This window comes from Psychrosphaera sp. F3M07, assembly GCF_018860345.1.
Taxonomy (GTDB): Bacteria; Pseudomonadota; Gammaproteobacteria; order Enterobacterales; family Alteromonadaceae; genus Psychrosphaera; species Psychrosphaera aquimarina.
The window spans coordinates 1-16,308 of the sequence record NZ_JAHKPJ010000018.1; the positions used below are offsets into that span (position 1 = coordinate 1).

The following is a 16,308-nucleotide window of genomic DNA, read 5'->3' on the forward strand; positions in this document are numbered from 1 at the left end:
GGGACAAAACGATGCAGCACCTACAGGGATGTATTTGTGCTGTAGCCGCAAGGATGAGCTGATTTTGCATGAGTGCCGTGAATACATGGATGCTATATATAAATAAAGTGCGGAGCGGCCGTTTAAGGGACAAAACGATGCAGCGCTTACAGGGTCTGATTTTAAGAAGAGAATGTGCTGTAGCCTCAAGGATGAGCTGATTTTGCATGAGTGCCGTGAATACATGGATGCTATATATAAATATAGTGCGGAACGGTCGTTTAAGGGACAAAACGATGTAGTGTTTAGTGAATGAAAATAATACAGCAAGATCAAAAAAGCCAAATACTGTGTTAAACACTATTTGGCTTTAAACCTTTAAACCTTAATTTTCTATTAAGATTATTTGCCGCCGTTGGCGATGATCTCTTGTGCCATAATATCCGCTACTTTATAGGTAGGCATGTTATCAGCTTTTGAACGTTCAAAGATCTCTGTTAGGGTTTGGTATATTTCACCAACTTTAGCTGTTGCTTTGTCGGCACTGTAACCATCTTCGTCTTGCTCAAAGAAGATATTGATAATGCCGCCAGCGTTAATAACGTAATCCGGTGCGTATAAAATATCTAATTCAGTTAATTTATCACCATGTCGTGGCTCTTTAAGCTGATTGTTCGCACAACCTGCAACTATTTTTGCTTTTAACTGAGGAATGGTTTCGTCGTTAATGGTAGCACCTAATGCGCAAGGCACATAAACATCAACGTCTAGTGCGTATATTTCATCTAATGCTACCGCTGTCGCAGCGTATTCAGTTACTGCTTTATCAATAGAGTCTTGGTTAATATCGGTAACAAATAACTCAGCACCATCTTTATGTAAACGTTCACAAAGGTACATACCAACAGATCCAAGACCTTGAATAGATAATTTAACACCTGCTAAGTCATCTTTACCTAATCTGTGTTTTACGGCTGCTTTAATACCTAAATAAGTACCTAGTGCGGTAAATGGGGCAGGGTTGCCACTTTTGCCTTCTAAACCGACTACATAATCAGTTACTTGATGGGCAATCATAATATCACCCGTGGTGATATTAACGTCTTCAGCTGAATAATATGTGCCATTCATGTTATTTAACGCATGGCCAAACGCTCTAAACAGTTCGTCAGATTTCAGTAGTTTAGGGTCGCCAATGATCACGGCTTTACCGCCACCAAAGTTCAATCCAGCTAATGCATTTTTATAGGTCATGCCTTTAGACAAACGTAATACGTCAACCAATGCTTCTTCGTCAGATGCATAATTCCAAAAACGACAACCACCAACAGCAGGGCCACAATTTGTATTGTGTACAGCAATAATTGCTTTTAAACCTGAGGCTTTATCTGAGCAGAATACAACTTGCTCGTGATCATCGAACTCAGCTTGAGAAAATACTGACAAAATCTACTCCAATTAGCATAATTTTAAACAGCGCGACTTTAGCAGAGTGATGTAAGCAAGGCTAGTAATCAATAGGGATTGAAAACAGGTCTAACCAGTGAAAATCGTAAAGAAATCGAGCTAATAAATAGGTGAGGAATTATCATTTATCACGTTAATGTAAAATGGTGTTGTGGCTTTTAAATTTATCTAAAGGACAAGCTAAGGCTTGTTTAGCAATACCAGCGTCCATAAACACATTACTAATAGCGTTAAAGCCATATTTTCGGTATTTCTCAACGTCGTCTAGTTCAGAGTCGATATAAACTTTTTTAAGCCCTTTATTTTTGGCAATCGCGAGTAATTTAGAGATAACTTGGCTGGATACATCATGTTTTCTGTGTTTCATTAAAACAGCAATTCGACTAATTTTACCATTAGCACAAATTCTGCCTGTGGCGATTGCTGTATTTTCATTATCCCGTATTAATACATGTTCACAATTGCGGTCAATATTATCAAACTCAGAGTCTTGGGGGAGTCGATATTCGCAAACAAATACCTTCTCCCTGATTAACATTATTTCATCTGCATTCACTTGCCAGTTAACGTGATCAACTCTGTAACTCATATTTATTCATCTATATACCAATATCCTTGATTTATAAGTGTAGTAACAAGTTGTATATTTTCTAGCCACTTTAATGAACTTTTTAACTGTTCCGATGTCACGTTATTTTGATGATGTAAAAAGCGAATAAAATCAATTTGATGCGATTCACAAACAAATTCTTCACCACAACAAAAAAAGCTTATTGCCGTACCATCATTATAAATGGACGTCTCTACGCCGTTCACTTTATTAATGTTTAGATTAGAATTGAAAAATAAATTCACTAAGTAGTCAGTGGTATGTTGTTCAACTTCTTCTGGGATGTCTAACTCTCTACTAGGTGCGGTTAAGCCTTGGTTTAAGAATTTTTCAAAGTGCCCGTCGTTGTTAATTAAGTCTGTTAACATCAATTGCATTTTTTTAAGTTGTGCATCATTGATTAAACTATCCGATTGATTATTTACGACCAGTTCATCATCTTGGAAGCGGGTTAAGCCTATTTCAGAGTCGATGACAAAATCTGCGAATCCACTGATTAACTCTTGCTGACTAGGCGCTCTAAATCCAATCGAATAATTAATTGCGGTTTCTATGGTTTCACCGTTGTGAGGGCTAAACGGAGGGATATAGATAATGTCGCCAGGCTCTAACACTTCATCGACAATCGCTGTGAAATCGTCAACTTGTAACAAGTCTTTGGCTTTTTCTGTTTGTTGTAACAAGGAATCAACAGCCCCAGCTTTCCAACGACGTTTACCTTGTCCTTGCACAATAAATACATCGTATTGATCTAAATGACTGCCAACGCCTGCATGAGGAGTTGAATAAGATACCATGACATCATCAATACGCCATTTAGGAATAAAGTCCACCGCAGATCTCAAATCAAATACCGTTGGGATCCATCGGTCAACCCCTTGCACTAATAAACTCCAATGACTATCACCAAGTTCATCAAATTGTTCAATTGGGCCGTGAGTCACTCTCCAATCACCGTTTTTATTGGTTACTAAACGAGAATCTATGAACGACTCCATCGCCAAACCTGCGACTTCATCTGGCGTAATAGGCTCTGCAAAATTGGGAAGGGCATTTTTAAGTACCACAGGCTTTTTTTGCCAATAGTCAGAAATGAATTCTTGTTGGGATATGTTTTGCCAATTAATGTTCATAGGTACTCGTGGTTGATCTTGGTTAAATGGAATAGAGTTTTAATAAAGCGCTTAACGCGAAAATAGTCAAACACAAAAAATGCCAGTCAACGACTGGCATTCTTCATCTGACAAATGACGTTTAGTGATTAAACTAATTCATCAATAAAGGCGATTGCACGGCCAATATAGTTAGCAGGCGTTAATAACTTAAGTTCGGCTTTAACAGCATTAGACAATTCTAAACCGTCAATAAACTCAGCCATAACTTGCTGGTTTACTTTTTTACCGCGTGTTAAGTCTTTTAATTTTTCGTATGGTTTTTCAATGCCGTAACGACGCATAACCGTTTGAATTGGCTCTGCCAATAATTCCCAGTTATTGTCTAACTCATCTAATAAACTCTGAGCGTTCACTTCTAACTTGCTAATACCTTTTAATGTAGCTTGGTAAGCAATAATTGAGTGAGCAACACCAACACCTAACGTACGTAATACGGTAGAGTCAGTTAAGTCACGCTGCCAACGAGATACTGGAAGTTTAGTCGCTAAGTGACCATAGATTGCATTAGCAATGCCTAAGTTACCTTCTGAGTTTTCAAAATCAATTGGGTTAACTTTATGCGGCATGGTTGAAGAACCAATTTCACCAGCAATGGTTTTTTGTTTGAAGTGACCCATCGCAATATAACCCCATATGTCACGATCGAAGTCGATTAATATAGTGTTAAAACGTGCCATCGCGTCAAAGATTTCAGCAATGTAATCATGTGGTTCAATTTGAGTGGTGAATGGATTAAAGGTTAATCCTAAAGACGTTACAAACTCTTCAGCATGTTTATGCCAATCATGTTCTGGATAAGCTGAGATGTGAGCATTGTAGTTACCTACAGCACCATTGATCTTGCCTAACATTTCAACTTTAGCAATTTGTTCACGTTGACGTTGTAGACGAACATAAACATTAGCCATTTCTTTACCCATAGTTGATGGCGTAGCTGGCTGACCATGCGTACGACACATCATAGGCATAGATTTATATTCGTTAGCAAGACGTTTTAGTTCAGATAAAATCTTGTCACAGTAAGGAAGAACAACGTCTTCACGTGCTGCTGATAACATTAAACCATGAGATAGGTTATTGATGTCTTCAGACGTACAAGCAAAGTGAATGAATTCATTAACTGCAGTTAATTCAGCATTGTCTGCTACTTTTTCTTTTAAAAAGTATTCAACCGCTTTTACATCGTGATTGGTTGTTGCTTCAATGTCTTTTACACGTTGAGCATCCGCTTCACAAAAGTTGTCAACAATGGCATTTAATAATGCATTTGCTTCGTCAGAGAAGTTTGGTACTTCTTTGATTGCGCTTGTTGCCGCTAATTTTTGTAACCAGCGAACTTCAACAACGACACGGTATTTTACTAAACCGAATTCACTGAATATTGGACGTAACTCTTCAGCTTTGCTGCCATAACGGCCGTCTACTGGAGATATTGCAGTAAGTGCAGATAATTGCATGAATTTACTTTCCTATACGTGTTTAAAGTTAATTAATTGGATGTTAATTCTTGGTTAAACGATATGACGTCTTGTAACACCGTTTTACGATTAAAGATAAAGTCTCGACGCTTTCCGCCCATTTGTCGCCATAATACTGCAGCCCTGACACCCGATAACAACAGAGCTCGTACTTTATGTTGCACACTCGTTTGTTTTAATAATGCTGGGTTGCCGATGACTTGAATTTTTTGACCTAACGGACTGATAATTTCGCTGTAACAGTCAGCAAAGTTTTGAATTATAGAAGGGTCATCCAATTCAAAATGAGTAAGTCGTCTTTGCACTTCATCTAGTTTTTCTTTTAATCCTCCTAACGCAGAAGGATTTTTCAATAATTTTTTCGATATAGACATAATGCCAGCTAAATAGCGGGTAACTTCCACGTCTTTTTTGGTGGCATTACCCGATAACTGGTGTTGGACCAATTTTGCGCCATCGGCCAGTGTTTCTATTGAGCTATACACGTCAAAGACTGATTGCGGATCGGTTGCAATGACGCCATTAAATAAACACATTAAACTGTCTTTATCTAAAATAGTTCCTTTTGAAACATGTTGGATCATTAACGCCGATTGACACATAGCTGATAACGCTACGGTTTGAGAACGTCGTGAAGTCATTGAAGTCTTGTCTGTCATGTTATCGAATATACTGCTCTATAATACCGCCACCTAAACACACTTCACCGTCGTAAAATACTGCGGATTGGCCGGGTGTAACAGCGCGTTGTGGTTGATCGAATATGACTCTAACATTGCCGTTATCATCAGGGAAAACTTCACAATCAACGTCTTCTTGACGGTATCGAGTTTTAACAGTGTATCTACCTTTAGCCGGGCCTTTATGATCAACCCAGTTTAATTGATTGGCAATCAAACCATTAGAGAAGAGCAGTGGGTGGTTTTTACCTTGCCCAACGATTAACACGTTTCGTTTAACGTCTTTATCTACGACATACCAAGGTTGGTCGTTAAAGTCTTTTAAACCACCAATTAACAATCCTTTACGTTGCCCTAAAGTGTGATACATCAAACCTTCGTGTTCACCAACAACGTCACCTTCTGGAGTTTCAATTTTGCCAGGCTGTGCCGGTAAATACTTTTGTAAAAAGTTTTTAAATTTACGCTCACCAATAAAACAAATACCCGTTGAGTCTTTTTTATCCGCTGTCACTAAACCTTGTTCTTCTGCAATTCTTCGCACTTCTGGTTTTTCTAATTCACCAACTGGGAATAGGGTTTGACCTACTTGTTCTTGGCCAACCGCATACAGAAAATAACTTTGGTCTTTGTTTTGGTCTAATCCGCGTAACATTTTTGTATTAGTATCGTCTTTTGTTCTTCTAACGTAATGACCGGTTGCAATATAGTCTGCACCTAAAATTTCGGCTGAAAATTGTAAAAAGGCTTTAAACTTAATTTCTTTGTTACACATGATGTCAGGGTTTGGCGTTCTGCCTGCTTTGTATTCTTCTAAGAAATGTTCAAATACATTATCCCAGTACTCAGATGCAAAATTGACTGTATGCAATTCAATGCCAAGTTTTTCACAAACTGACTCTGCATCTTTTAAGTCATCAGCCGCAGCACAATATTCGTCATTGTCGTCTTCTTCCCAGTTTTTCATAAACAGGCCTTCAACTTGATAGCCCTGTTGTAATAACAAGTACGCAGAAACAGAGGAATCTACGCCCCCTGACATACCTACAATTACTTTTTTATTTGCGTTAACTGAATTTGAATCTGACATAAAAACTTAAAAATTAAACCGTATAAAATTGGCGCGCATTCTATCATACAAGATGAATAAAAAGTATTGCTCTGATGAGGTTAATTTGAAGTTTTTCTTGTTGTGGAAAAGGGAGGTAAATATGGACGTTTTTTTCAAAACTACCGCTTGAGAATATAAAACTAATCAAAGGGGCTTTGCCCTTTAATTAGTTTTTTAATGAGTTTTAACTGGTGCCACTACTCAACAAATATCTGCATTTCTTCGCCAATTTGTTTACGCATGTCCATTAGTTTTTTAGCCGTATCGTGTTGAGCGATATCGGCTTCTGTTTTTGGTATCCATTCTGGAATTTTTTCAGGCTGGCCGTTTTGATCAACCGCCACCATAATGACAATACAATGCGTGGTTAATCGACGGTTTAATGATTTAGGGTCACAAGCATTTACTTCAAGGGCAATATGCATAGATGAAGTACCGGTATAAATTACTTTAGCCTCGACTTCCACCAAACTTCCAACATGAATAGGGGCAACAAATCGAATGCCACCGGCATAAGCCGTTACACAATAGCGACCACTCCAACCCGCAGCACAGGCGTAAGCTGCTAAATCTATCCACTTCATAACGGCACCACCATGAACTTTGCCGCCAAAGTTAACGTCTTGAGGTTCGGCTAAAAATCGTAAAGTGATATCACGTTGAGGTTGGTTCATATTGTGCTCTGTTAGGTGAATTGGGGTTTATGCCTTTGATATTATGTCAATTTGGTCTAAACACCAAGTTTTACAACCAGTTATAGTTATTCGTAAACGCTATAATAAATTTGTTTTTAATTTACAGTTTTAACAAGGTGTATTGACCATTAGGAATATCATCAATTGTCCATTCCCCTACACGATACCGTATAAGTCTAAGGGTTGGGTGTCCTATATGGGCAGTCATTCGCCTAACTTGTCGATTACGGCCCTCTGAAATTGTGATCTCTAACCAACAATCTGGAATGTTTTTACGTTCACGGATTGGAGGTTCTCTGTCCCACACTATTTGTGGCTGTTCAATTATCTTAACTAAGGCAGGTTTAGTCATGCCGTCGTTTAATTCAACACCATCTCGTAATTGTTGTAATTTTTTTTCATCTGGGATGTTTTCAACTTGCACCCAATAACATTTGCTGGTTTTGTGTTCAGGACTGGCAATTTTGTTTTGTAATTGTCCATTGTTGGTCAACACCAATAAACCTTCACTGTCACGATCCAAGCGCCCTGCAGGGTATACACCTGTTATCGGTATGAAATCTTTTAAGGTTTTTCTACCATCGGCATCGGTGAATTGAGTCAGCACTTGAAAAGGCTTATTAAACAAAACAACTTGTGTCTGCTCTGGTGCTTGATTAATCGATTTTTTATTTCGATTAAAAGAGGGTGAGGATTTATGTTTAACCACCCCAGAGGTCTGACCTGATCGACTTGCAACTTTAGGCCGGTTCTGAGACGTAGATTTATTTTTATTACTTTTAAATTTGGTCTTATTTGAAAAATTCATATCAGCTATTTGGATAAAATGCTTTCATTAATGGCCTGTATTTTATAGTATTCACACCCAAAATTCAGACTTAATTCTAGTTTGTTTGGAATTGTTTAAATTTCGAACGATTATGTAAAGTTAAACTGTTTGAATTAGCTAAATGTTGTAATTAAACAACACTTGATGATAATCGTCATCGGCATTAGCTAATTTTTTCAGACATTCACACTGTACAATGTAGGGAAAAACAATGACATCTAAAATCATCTATACAAAAACAGATGAAGCGCCAGCACTAGCAACGTATTCATTTTTACCAATTGTTGAAGCTTATAGCGCGACAGCCGGTATTGAAGTTACAACAAGTGATATTTCATTATCTGCACGTATTATCGCAAACTTGTCAGATTTTTTACCTGACGACCAAAAGATGAATGATGAATTAGCGTATTTAGGCAATGTAGCTAAACAGCCAGATGCTAATATCATTAAACTTCCAAACGTTAGTGCGTCAATCCCTCAATTAAAAGCAGCTATCGCTGAATTACAAGCTAAGGGTTATGCCTTACCTGAATTCCCAGAAGATGCTAAAACTGACGAAGAAAAAGCAATTAAAGCAAGTTATGCCAAAGTTTTAGGTTCTGCAGTAAACCCTGTATTACGTGAAGGTAATTCTGACCGTCGTGCTCCAGGCGCTGTAAAACAATATGCTAAGAAAAACCCTCATTCAATGGGTGCTTGGGCTAAAGACTCTAAATCACATGTTGCGCATATGACTGACGGTGATTTCTTCGGTAGTGAACAGTCTACAACGGTTGAGAAAGCGGGTTCAGTAAAAATTGAATTAGTATCAACCGATGGCACCACTCAAGTATTAAAAGAAGCGTTTGATGTTTTAGAAGGTGAAATCATCGATGCAACCTTTATGAGTGTTGCTAAATTACAAGAATTCTTAGCTGTTGAAATTGCAGACGCTAAAGAAAAAGGTGTTTTATTCTCGGCTCACTTGAAAGCCACTATGATGAAAGTATCAGACCCAATTATCTTTGGTCATATCGTTAAAGCTTTCTACAAAGATGTATTTGCTAAACACGGTGCAACGTTTGAAGCATTAGGTGTTGATGTTAAAAATGGTCTTGGTGATGTTTACGCTAAAATTGCAACTTTAGACGCAGCTAAACAAGCTGAAATCAAAGCAGACATCGAAGCGGTTTATACTACTGCACCAGATATCGCTATGGTTGACTCTGACAAAGGTATCACTAACTTACACGTACCTTCAGACGTTATCATCGACGCATCTATGCCAGCAGCAATCCGTAGCTCAGGTCAAATGTGGAATGCAGCTGGTAAATTACAAGATATGAAAGCGGTTATTCCTGACCGTTGTTATGCTGGTATCTACCAAGAAACAATCACATTCTGTCGTGAAAATGGTGCATTTGACCCTTCAACTATGGGTACGGTACCTAACGTTGGCCTTATGGCTCAAAAAGCGGAAGAGTATGGTTCACATGACAAAACATTTGAAATTCCAACTAGCGGTACTGTAAAAGTAACGGACCAAGACGGTAACCTTGTTTTTGAACATAATGTTGAAGCAGGCGACATTTACCGTATGTGTCAAGTTAAAGACGCACCAATCCAAGATTGGGTTAAATTAGCGGTTAACCGTTCTCGTTTATCGGGTATGCCAGCGGTATTTTGGTTAAACGAAGCGCGTGCACACGACGCTCAAATCATTAATAAAGTTAACAAATATTTAAAAGATCACGACACTGACGGTCTAGATTTACGTATTCTTACTCCAGAAGCTGCTGCTCGCTTTACATTAGAGCGCTTAAAGAAAGGTGAAGATACTATTTCTGTAACGGGTAACGTATTACGTGATTACTTAACTGACTTGTTCCCAATCTTAGAATTAGGTACTTCAGCAAAAATGTTATCTATTGTTCCATTAATGAACGGTGGTGGTTTGTTTGAAACGGGTGCAGGTGGTTCAGCTCCTAAACACGTTCAGCAGTTCGAAAAAGAAAACCATTTACGTTGGGATTCACTAGGTGAGTTTTTAGCGCTAGCGGCTTCTTACGAGCATTTAGCTAACACAACGAACAATGCTAAAGCGCAAGTTTTAGCGGACACGTTAGATAAAGCGACAGCTAAGTTCTTAGACAACAACCGTTCTCCATCACGTAAGGTAAATGAACTTGATAACCGTGGTTCTCATTTCTACTTATCTATGTATTGGGCTCAAGAATTAGCAGCACAAACTGCTGATGCTGAATTACAAGCTAAATTTAGCCAAGTTGCTGAATACTTAGTAACAAATGAAGCTAAAATTGTTGCTGAATTAGCAGAAGTGCAAGGTGTTGCTATGGATATCTCTGGTTATTACAAACCTGATGATGCAAAAGGCTTCGCGGCAATGCGTCCAAGTGCAACATTTAATGAAGGTTTAACCTTAGTTAAATAACTTAAGCACTGAATTGTCATTAGAAAGCCAGAGAACTATCTCTGGCTTTTTTGTATAGAAATTGACGAAATTGATTAAAGATACAAAATTATACTAATTGGAGATTGAATTAGTTTGCTTTTGTGATTAAAGTCAGAACATAAATATTTGATCAAGACCGAGAAAAAGATGAAAAAATTAGCTAGTGTATTAATCGCAACTGTTTTAGCGTTCGGTGTTAATGCTAATCAAAATCAAAGTTATAAACTTATTACTGTTTCTACTTATTTAAACTTTTACCTATTAAACTTAAATGCTTGTGAAGATTATCATCCATCTACACGTCAAGCGGCATATAAAGCAGAAGCAACCTTATATCCTTATTTTGAGAGCCTAGATAAAAAAGTATCAGCATTAAAAATCGATCAAGACGATAAAGATGCAATTGCTAAAACGGTATCTGCTCGTAGAGATAAACTTAATACGCAAATCGCAGAAGGCGAGTTTACAATAGAACATTGTAACGCTGTGGTTAGAATCGTAAATGAAGGTTTAGACCCAACAATCTTAGCTTCAATTAAATAATTGCAATTAATTGTCGAAAAAAACCAGCTAAACGCTGGTTTTTTTATTGGTGAATTTAATAACCGATTAAAACAGTGATTATTTTTTCAAACGTTTTTCAAAAAAGGCTTTTTCCTGTTCTTTAATTTCTTTTATCTTTGGTAAAGCCATACCAAGCTCACGTCCTCGGTAACGAGCAAAATAGGTATTCCCTATAAACGCCCCCGTCAATAATACCACTTCAATTATGATCAGCCCAATGTGACCTGTGTATGTCCATAACGCGGTAAGTCCATGAATATAACACCACATTAATACAAAGTTACTCCAAGCATAAGTGTATGGATTTCCTTGTATTAGCCCTTTAATTGCAAATAACATTGGTAACCAAAATAAGGTCATTGGTATATAAGACGCCGCATCAGGGTTAGGTTCTAACAATACAAAAAGGATAGGGTAATAAACAACTAATAATAAATAACTGGTTAATCCTAACCGTTTCAGTTTTTTTACAAACTGAGCCATAGGTGCATTTTTAAAAGCATCTTGTACATTTTCAAATTTTTGCATGAATTTTTCTTTTGTTAGTTAAATGATTGGTTAAGGAATTGAACAAGGAGTTAACCTAACTTTTGAGCAGTTATGGCGAGTCGCTGCCCCAGGGTTTTACAAATGGCTACTTCACTGTCGGTTAGTTCGTTTGACGAATTTAACCCGGATACATGACTTGCACCGTAAGGCGTGCCACCGCTGGTTGTATTATGTAATTCAGGTTCAGAGTAAGGTACGCCCATAAGTAACATACCATGATGTAACAAAGGCAAAGATAGAGTTAATAAGGTGGCTTCGTTGCCACCATGTAAACTTGAACTTGAAGTAAAGACACATGCCGGTTTATCAATTAAATCACCACTTAACCAATTGATAGACGTGCTTTCCCAAAAGGTTTTAAGAGGGGCGGCCATAGTTCCAAATCGACATGGGCTTCCCATGGCTATCCCTAAGCACGAAACCAAATCATCTTGTGTTACCAAAGGGTAATCGGATTCGGTCTCATCTCTGGCAGATACCGTTCTAATTTTAGCTTCTATTCCTTGGCTTTCTATTCCTTTAGCAATTTGTTTTGCCAAATTTAATACCGATCCATGCCGTGAGTAATAAAGCACTAAAATAAATGGTGAAGTTGTCATTGTCATCAACTTATAAAATGGCCAATACGTTTTCTGGAGGACGACCAATAGCCGCTTTATCTCCATTGATCACAATAGGACGTTCAATTAATTTAGGGCTATTAGTTAAGATAGTGAAAATCTCATCATCAGTGAGCGATGTATTATCTAACCCTGTTTCTTTGTATTCTGTTTCTTTTGAACGAATAATATCTCTTACGTTAACGCCGAGTTTTGACACCACTGAAGCTAACAACTCTTTGCTTACTGGTGTTTTTAAGTATTCAAATACCTCAGGTGTTACACCATTCTCTTCCAACAAAGCTAATGTTTGACGGCTTTTAGAACATCTAGGGTTATGAAAAATAATGATACTCATTAGTTAAAATCCTTTAATATTTTTTATGTATTTATCACGTTCACGATATTTAATTTTAAGTGCTTCAATTCGTTTAACTTCAGCTTTTTGTTCAGCCGTTAATAAGTTTAATGCTAAATCGACTGACTTCATTGCACTTCGATAGTCAGATCTTAGCGCTGACAATTCGGCACTTGTAATATGATAACGAATTAGATTTTCATCCGCTTTATATGCGTCGCTTAATAATTGCGTTGCCAAAAAGTCTCTAGGTTTAACTAACAAATAATACTCTAAAATGCTGATGGCTTTTTTGGTGTTATTACTTTTTAACAACACATTGGCGTAGTTTAACGTAACCACAGAATTATTGGGCCTTAATTGATAGGCATAAGTTAACTTTTCAATGATTTTATCTGGTTTGCCTTGGGCGATATAAAGGTCTGACTGGGCATCTAAAACATATAAGTTGTTGGGTGATAGCTGATCTAATTCATCTAACAATGCAGCGGCTAAACTTAATTTCCCAGTATCTAAATACGCTAACGCTAAGCCATATTGCGATGCAAACTGTTTATTACCATGCTGTTTTTTTACTAAGTCTTCAAATAACTCAACGACTCGCTCTTTATCATAAATATATCGGGCTAAAATACGTGCTCGCATTAATAAGAAGTCTATCGAGTCGGCATAAAACTTTTTGGTGTATTGTTGTGCACGTAATTTAGCGTCTGTCACACGAGAATCGGCTAACGGATGGGTAATTAAAAAGGGTGCTAATTTTGTTTGATAACGCTGTTGCTCTTGTAACTTGCCAAAAAACTCAGCCGCCGCATATGGGTCAAAACCGGCTGTCGCTAATACGTTCATGCCAATGTTGTCAGCTTCTTGTTCGTTACTTCTGGTGTAGTTGATCATTGCTTGTTGTGAACCCGCCGTTGTCGCCATCATCGAAGCCATCATAGCTTGCGGGCTGATAGCGGCTAACAAGATAGAACCTACAATACCAGCCAGAGTCATATTTGATGTTTGTGCTGACGCTTCTTTTCTTCGAGCTAAATGACGTTGAGTAACATGCGCTATTTCATGGCCTAATACTGAGGCTAATTGACTTTCCGTTTCGGCATTAGCGATTAACCCAGTATGCACTCCAATATAACCACCATAAAATGCAAACGCGTTTATATCTGGACTGTTGACGGTAAAAAAAGTAAATGGAAATTTTACATCTTGAGAGTTGGCTACTAACTTGTTGCCAATCGAGTTTATATATTCCATCACAAGGGGATCATATAACAGGCTCGCTCGACCTTGTAATTGGTTAAATATGATTTCACCAAGCTGTTTCTCTTTCTCAATACTTAATACTGTTAATGCCGAGGCCCCTAAGTCTGGTAGTTCGTTGTTATCAGCAAAAGAAGAGGCCACAAAAAAAAGACTAAGGGAAAAGGTACAGGCGGAAAATAGAGATCTTATTTTTTTATACATAGACTACTTTTAGTTATTAATTAAGTTTAAAACGACGAGTTAGCGTGCGATGAGATTAAAATAAGTCTTTATCTTCTATTTGACTCTTAATTACATCATTCGCTGCAAAATCAGGATTGGTACTTTGTTTACTAAAGGCTTCTTTAATTGTCATACCTTTAACGGCATATACGTTCACTTCTTGTTCTAACATTGAAATGATTTTACATACTACATTGTATGCATGAACGATAAGCGCCATATCGGCGCTGTCGCCATTCTTGTTATTAAAAGCAATAAACTTATGCAGTTGTGGAATTCTTACCAATACTTTCATTTGTGACGGATCCCAAACATCAAACTCCATATTTGGATCACCATTACGGTACTCGTCAATTAGTATGTCTTTGATGTAAGGTAAGGCTATTAGTTCATAACCTTGTGCATTAAAAACATGATAAAGGCAGATCCTAGGTTTTTTAAGTGGTTGAATTAATTCAATGTGGTCGACTTTATTAATATCAATAGTGGGATCAATACCCAAGTTGTCGTAATTCCAATTACGACGATTAACGATTCTTTTATAGGCATTATCAAAGCCATAAGTGATAAACCCTTCTGCTTCTGCAACGGCATTGGCAATCAAGTGAAAGAAGGCTGGAATTTCACCCCAATTAATTTTCTTTTTAAACGCATTAATATCCTTAATTGAAGGATCATCCGGCAATTGTGAATTTTCAGGATACAGTGACATCTAAAATAGTTACTCTTAAAATTACTTTGGCTACAAGTATTAAGTATTGTGGTAAATTAATGAAGTAATAAATAAATATATTAGATTAAATTTATGATATTTGATGGAAAAGGGCTTAAATGTCCTTTGGCATTTGTTAAAGCCAAACAAGCTTTAATGAAAAATAAGTCTAAAGAATTTCTGTTTGATGATGATATTAGCCTATACAATTTTACTTCTTACCTAGATAATCAAAACATACTCTACCAATCAATAGAATTAGCTGATTGTGTAAAGATAAAAGTCGTCGGCGATAATGCATAAAGTGAAGGAACAATTAAGACATGTTTGATGTATTTAAACAGTGGTACAAGAAAAATTTCTCCGATCCAAACGCAGTGACCTTAATGTTAGTAATTGTGCTAACTGCAGGACTGATTACTTTATTTGGTGATTTGCTCACCCCAGTATTTGTGGCCATCGTATTTGCGTTTTTATTAGAATGGCCGGTAAAAAAAGCCACTCAGTTAGGTTTAAATCGTAACCTGAGTACCACATTAGTTATTACTATTTTTATTGGCATTATGACAACAATATTTGTTATGGCGATACCTGTTATCTGGAAACAGAGCATTGGCTTAATTAAAGAGTTGCCTGACATGATGGTGCATATAAAACGTTATATTTATACCTTACCTGATTTATACCCAAGTTTAGATCCTGCGCTCATTACCAATTTAATCAATAACTTTGACACCAAGTTAGTGTCAGTTCTAGAAAATTCAGTACAAACGATAATGGCCTCATTAACGGATGTTGTTGCTATATTAATCTATTTGATTTTAGTGCCTATGATGGTGTTTTTTATCATTAAAGATAAAAAAGACCTATTAGCGGGTTTTGACAAAATAATGCCAGTGCGTAGACGTTTAATAACTCAAGTGTCCAACGAAATGAATGAACAGATCATCAATTATATACGTGGCAAAATGATCGAATTGTTTATTGTCGGTGGCGCTACCTATATTGCCTTTGCCATTATGGACTTAAGGTATGCAGCCGTATTAGGTTTGCTCGTTGGTTTATCGGTGTTAATTCCATATATTGGTGCCGCAGTTGTAACTGTACCGGTTACCGCCGTCGCGTTATTTCAATTTGGATTAACCCCTGATTTCTATGCCGTGATGATAGCGTATGGTGTTATTCAAGCGCTTGATGGTAATTTGTTAGTACCATTGTTGTTTTCAGAAGCGGTAGATTTAAATCCAGTTTACATCATAGTGGCGGTGTTATTCTTTGGCGGGCTTTGGGGTTTTTGGGGCGTGTTTTTTGCCATTCCATTAGCATCATTAGTCAAAGCGGTTATTAATGCGTGGTCAGTGAAAAGCGTGCCTGAAAATATACAGACAGACACGTGCAATTAAGTTAAAACAAGATGTAAAAAAAGGCTCATTATATAAATGAGCCTTTTTTATATGATTTTTCTGAACATAGATTGAGGTAACTCAACATATATCCATAATTAAAGTATAAGAATTTTCTAATATGATTATACTTGAGATATAAATATATTAACGACT

At 37.2% G+C, this 16,308-nt stretch carries 17 protein-coding genes; 4 read left to right on the plus strand and 13 right to left on the minus strand.

What is annotated here, in order from left to right:
* Positions 1–381 precede the first annotated feature (381 nt).
* From KO505_RS08510 to KO505_RS08545, 8 genes are all read right to left on the minus strand, one after another.
* A complete protein-coding gene (locus tag KO505_RS08510) occupies positions 382–1,425 on the minus strand; it encodes a Glu/Leu/Phe/Val dehydrogenase (protein ID WP_216055035.1) in 1,044 nt (347 codons plus the stop codon).
* A 154-nt stretch (positions 1,426–1,579) separates the two neighbouring features.
* Positions 1,580–2,035, minus strand: coding sequence for a GNAT family N-acetyltransferase (locus KO505_RS08515; protein WP_216055036.1), 456 nt, complete (start codon positions 2,033–2,035; stop codon positions 1,580–1,582).
* 2 nt (positions 2,036–2,037) lie between these two features.
* On the minus strand, positions 2,038–3,189 hold the full coding sequence (locus KO505_RS08520) for a cupin domain-containing protein (protein WP_216055037.1): 1,152 nt from the start codon (positions 3,187–3,189) through the stop codon (positions 2,038–2,040).
* Positions 3,190–3,317: 128 nt separating this feature from the next.
* A complete protein-coding gene (gene purB, locus KO505_RS08525; protein WP_216055038.1) occupies positions 3,318–4,688 on the minus strand; it encodes an adenylosuccinate lyase in 1,371 nt (456 codons plus the stop codon).
* A 32-nt stretch (positions 4,689–4,720) separates the two neighbouring features.
* The gene (hflD, locus tag KO505_RS08530; protein WP_216055039.1) at positions 4,721–5,368 is read right to left on the minus strand and encodes a high frequency lysogenization protein HflD; all 648 of its coding nucleotides are present in this window, start codon (positions 5,366–5,368) and stop codon (positions 4,721–4,723) included.
* 1 nt (position 5,369) lies between these two features.
* The gene (gene mnmA / locus KO505_RS08535; RefSeq protein ID WP_216055040.1) at positions 5,370–6,479 is read right to left on the minus strand and encodes a tRNA 2-thiouridine(34) synthase MnmA; all 1,110 of its coding nucleotides are present in this window, start codon (positions 6,477–6,479) and stop codon (positions 5,370–5,372) included.
* Positions 6,480–6,697: 218 nt separating this feature from the next.
* The gene (locus KO505_RS08540; protein WP_216055041.1) at positions 6,698–7,174 is read right to left on the minus strand and encodes an acyl-CoA thioesterase; all 477 of its coding nucleotides are present in this window, start codon (positions 7,172–7,174) and stop codon (positions 6,698–6,700) included.
* A 121-nt stretch (positions 7,175–7,295) separates the two neighbouring features.
* On the minus strand, positions 7,296–8,003 hold the full coding sequence (locus tag KO505_RS08545) for a pseudouridine synthase (protein ID WP_216055042.1): 708 nt from the start codon (positions 8,001–8,003) through the stop codon (positions 7,296–7,298).
* A gap of 232 nt (positions 8,004–8,235) precedes the next feature.
* Between KO505_RS08545 and KO505_RS08550 the strand changes: the two genes are divergently transcribed.
* Together KO505_RS08550 and KO505_RS08555 are read left to right on the plus strand one after the other, a co-directional pair.
* Positions 8,236–10,458, plus strand: coding sequence for an NADP-dependent isocitrate dehydrogenase (locus tag KO505_RS08550; RefSeq protein WP_216055043.1), 2,223 nt, complete (start codon positions 8,236–8,238; stop codon positions 10,456–10,458).
* A 168-nt stretch (positions 10,459–10,626) separates the two neighbouring features.
* Positions 10,627–11,022 carry a hypothetical protein gene (locus KO505_RS08555; RefSeq protein ID WP_216055044.1) on the plus strand — a complete coding sequence of 132 codons (396 nt, stop codon included), beginning with the start codon at positions 10,627–10,629 and terminating at the stop codon, positions 11,020–11,022.
* 78 nt (positions 11,023–11,100) lie between these two features.
* Here the strand turns inward: KO505_RS08555 and KO505_RS08560 are convergent, their stop codons facing one another.
* The 5 genes from KO505_RS08560 to KO505_RS08580 all read right to left on the minus strand — a co-directional run bounded on the left by KO505_RS08560 (position 11,101) and on the right by KO505_RS08580 (position 14,749).
* Positions 11,101–11,571 carry a DUF2069 domain-containing protein gene (locus KO505_RS08560; protein WP_216055045.1) on the minus strand — a complete coding sequence of 157 codons (471 nt, stop codon included), beginning with the start codon at positions 11,569–11,571 and terminating at the stop codon, positions 11,101–11,103.
* Between the two features lie 50 nt (positions 11,572–11,621).
* Entirely contained in the window at positions 11,622–12,191 is a 570-nt protein-coding gene (locus KO505_RS08565) for an NAD(P)H-dependent oxidoreductase (protein WP_216055046.1), read from the minus strand.
* Positions 12,192–12,201: 10 nt separating this feature from the next.
* Positions 12,202–12,549, minus strand: a complete 348-nt coding sequence (gene arsC / locus KO505_RS08570; protein ID WP_216055047.1) for an arsenate reductase (glutaredoxin) — start codon at positions 12,547–12,549, stop codon at positions 12,202–12,204.
* Positions 12,550–12,552: 3 nt separating this feature from the next.
* Entirely contained in the window at positions 12,553–13,956 is a 1,404-nt protein-coding gene (locus tag KO505_RS08575; RefSeq protein WP_216055048.1) for a M48 family metalloprotease, read from the minus strand.
* Positions 13,957–14,071: 115 nt separating this feature from the next.
* Positions 14,072–14,749 carry a hypothetical protein gene (locus KO505_RS08580; RefSeq protein WP_216055049.1) on the minus strand — a complete coding sequence of 226 codons (678 nt, stop codon included), beginning with the start codon at positions 14,747–14,749 and terminating at the stop codon, positions 14,072–14,074.
* A gap of 93 nt (positions 14,750–14,842) precedes the next feature.
* Here KO505_RS08580 and KO505_RS08585 point away from each other — a divergent pair, with 93 nt between their 5' ends.
* Positions 14,843–15,052, plus strand: a complete 210-nt coding sequence (locus tag KO505_RS08585) for a hypothetical protein (RefSeq protein ID WP_216055050.1) — start codon at positions 14,843–14,845, stop codon at positions 15,050–15,052.
* Positions 15,053–15,072: 20 nt separating this feature from the next.
* Positions 15,073–16,152: an AI-2E family transporter gene (locus KO505_RS08590; protein ID WP_216055051.1), complete on the plus strand. Its 1,080-nt coding sequence runs from the start codon at positions 15,073–15,075 to the stop codon at positions 16,150–16,152.
* Positions 16,153–16,308 lie beyond the last annotated feature (156 nt).

Excerpts from the sequence above, each read along its gene's own strand:
- KO505_RS08515 (WP_216055036.1), bottom strand. The coding sequence starts at position 2,035 with ATGAGTTACAGAGTTGATCACGTTAACTGGCAAGTGAATGCAGATGAA.
- KO505_RS08520 (WP_216055037.1), bottom strand. The coding sequence starts at position 3,189 with ATGAACATTAATTGGCAAAACATATCCCAACAAGAATTCATTTCTGAC.
- purB (WP_216055038.1), bottom strand. The coding sequence starts at position 4,688 with ATGCAATTATCTGCACTTACTGCAATATCTCCAGTAGACGGCCGTTAT.
- hflD (WP_216055039.1), bottom strand. The coding sequence starts at position 5,368 with ATGACAGACAAGACTTCAATGACTTCACGACGTTCTCAAACCGTAGCG.
- mnmA (WP_216055040.1), bottom strand. The coding sequence starts at position 6,479 with ATGTCAGATTCAAATTCAGTTAACGCAAATAAAAAAGTAATTGTAGGT.
- KO505_RS08540 (WP_216055041.1), bottom strand. The coding sequence starts at position 7,174 with ATGAACCAACCTCAACGTGATATCACTTTACGATTTTTAGCCGAACCT.
- KO505_RS08545 (WP_216055042.1), bottom strand. The coding sequence starts at position 8,003 with ATGAATTTTTCAAATAAGACCAAATTTAAAAGTAATAAAAATAAATCT.
- KO505_RS08550 (WP_216055043.1), top strand. The coding sequence starts at position 8,236 with ATGACATCTAAAATCATCTATACAAAAACAGATGAAGCGCCAGCACTA.
- KO505_RS08555 (WP_216055044.1), top strand. The coding sequence starts at position 10,627 with ATGAAAAAATTAGCTAGTGTATTAATCGCAACTGTTTTAGCGTTCGGT.
- KO505_RS08560 (WP_216055045.1), bottom strand. The coding sequence starts at position 11,571 with ATGCAAAAATTTGAAAATGTACAAGATGCTTTTAAAAATGCACCTATG.
- KO505_RS08565 (WP_216055046.1), bottom strand. The coding sequence starts at position 12,191 with ATGACAACTTCACCATTTATTTTAGTGCTTTATTACTCACGGCATGGA.
- arsC (WP_216055047.1), bottom strand. The coding sequence starts at position 12,549 with ATGAGTATCATTATTTTTCATAACCCTAGATGTTCTAAAAGCCGTCAA.
- KO505_RS08580 (WP_216055049.1), bottom strand. The coding sequence starts at position 14,749 with ATGTCACTGTATCCTGAAAATTCACAATTGCCGGATGATCCTTCAATT.
- KO505_RS08585 (WP_216055050.1), top strand. The coding sequence starts at position 14,843 with ATGATATTTGATGGAAAAGGGCTTAAATGTCCTTTGGCATTTGTTAAA.
- KO505_RS08590 (WP_216055051.1), top strand. The coding sequence starts at position 15,073 with ATGTTTGATGTATTTAAACAGTGGTACAAGAAAAATTTCTCCGATCCA.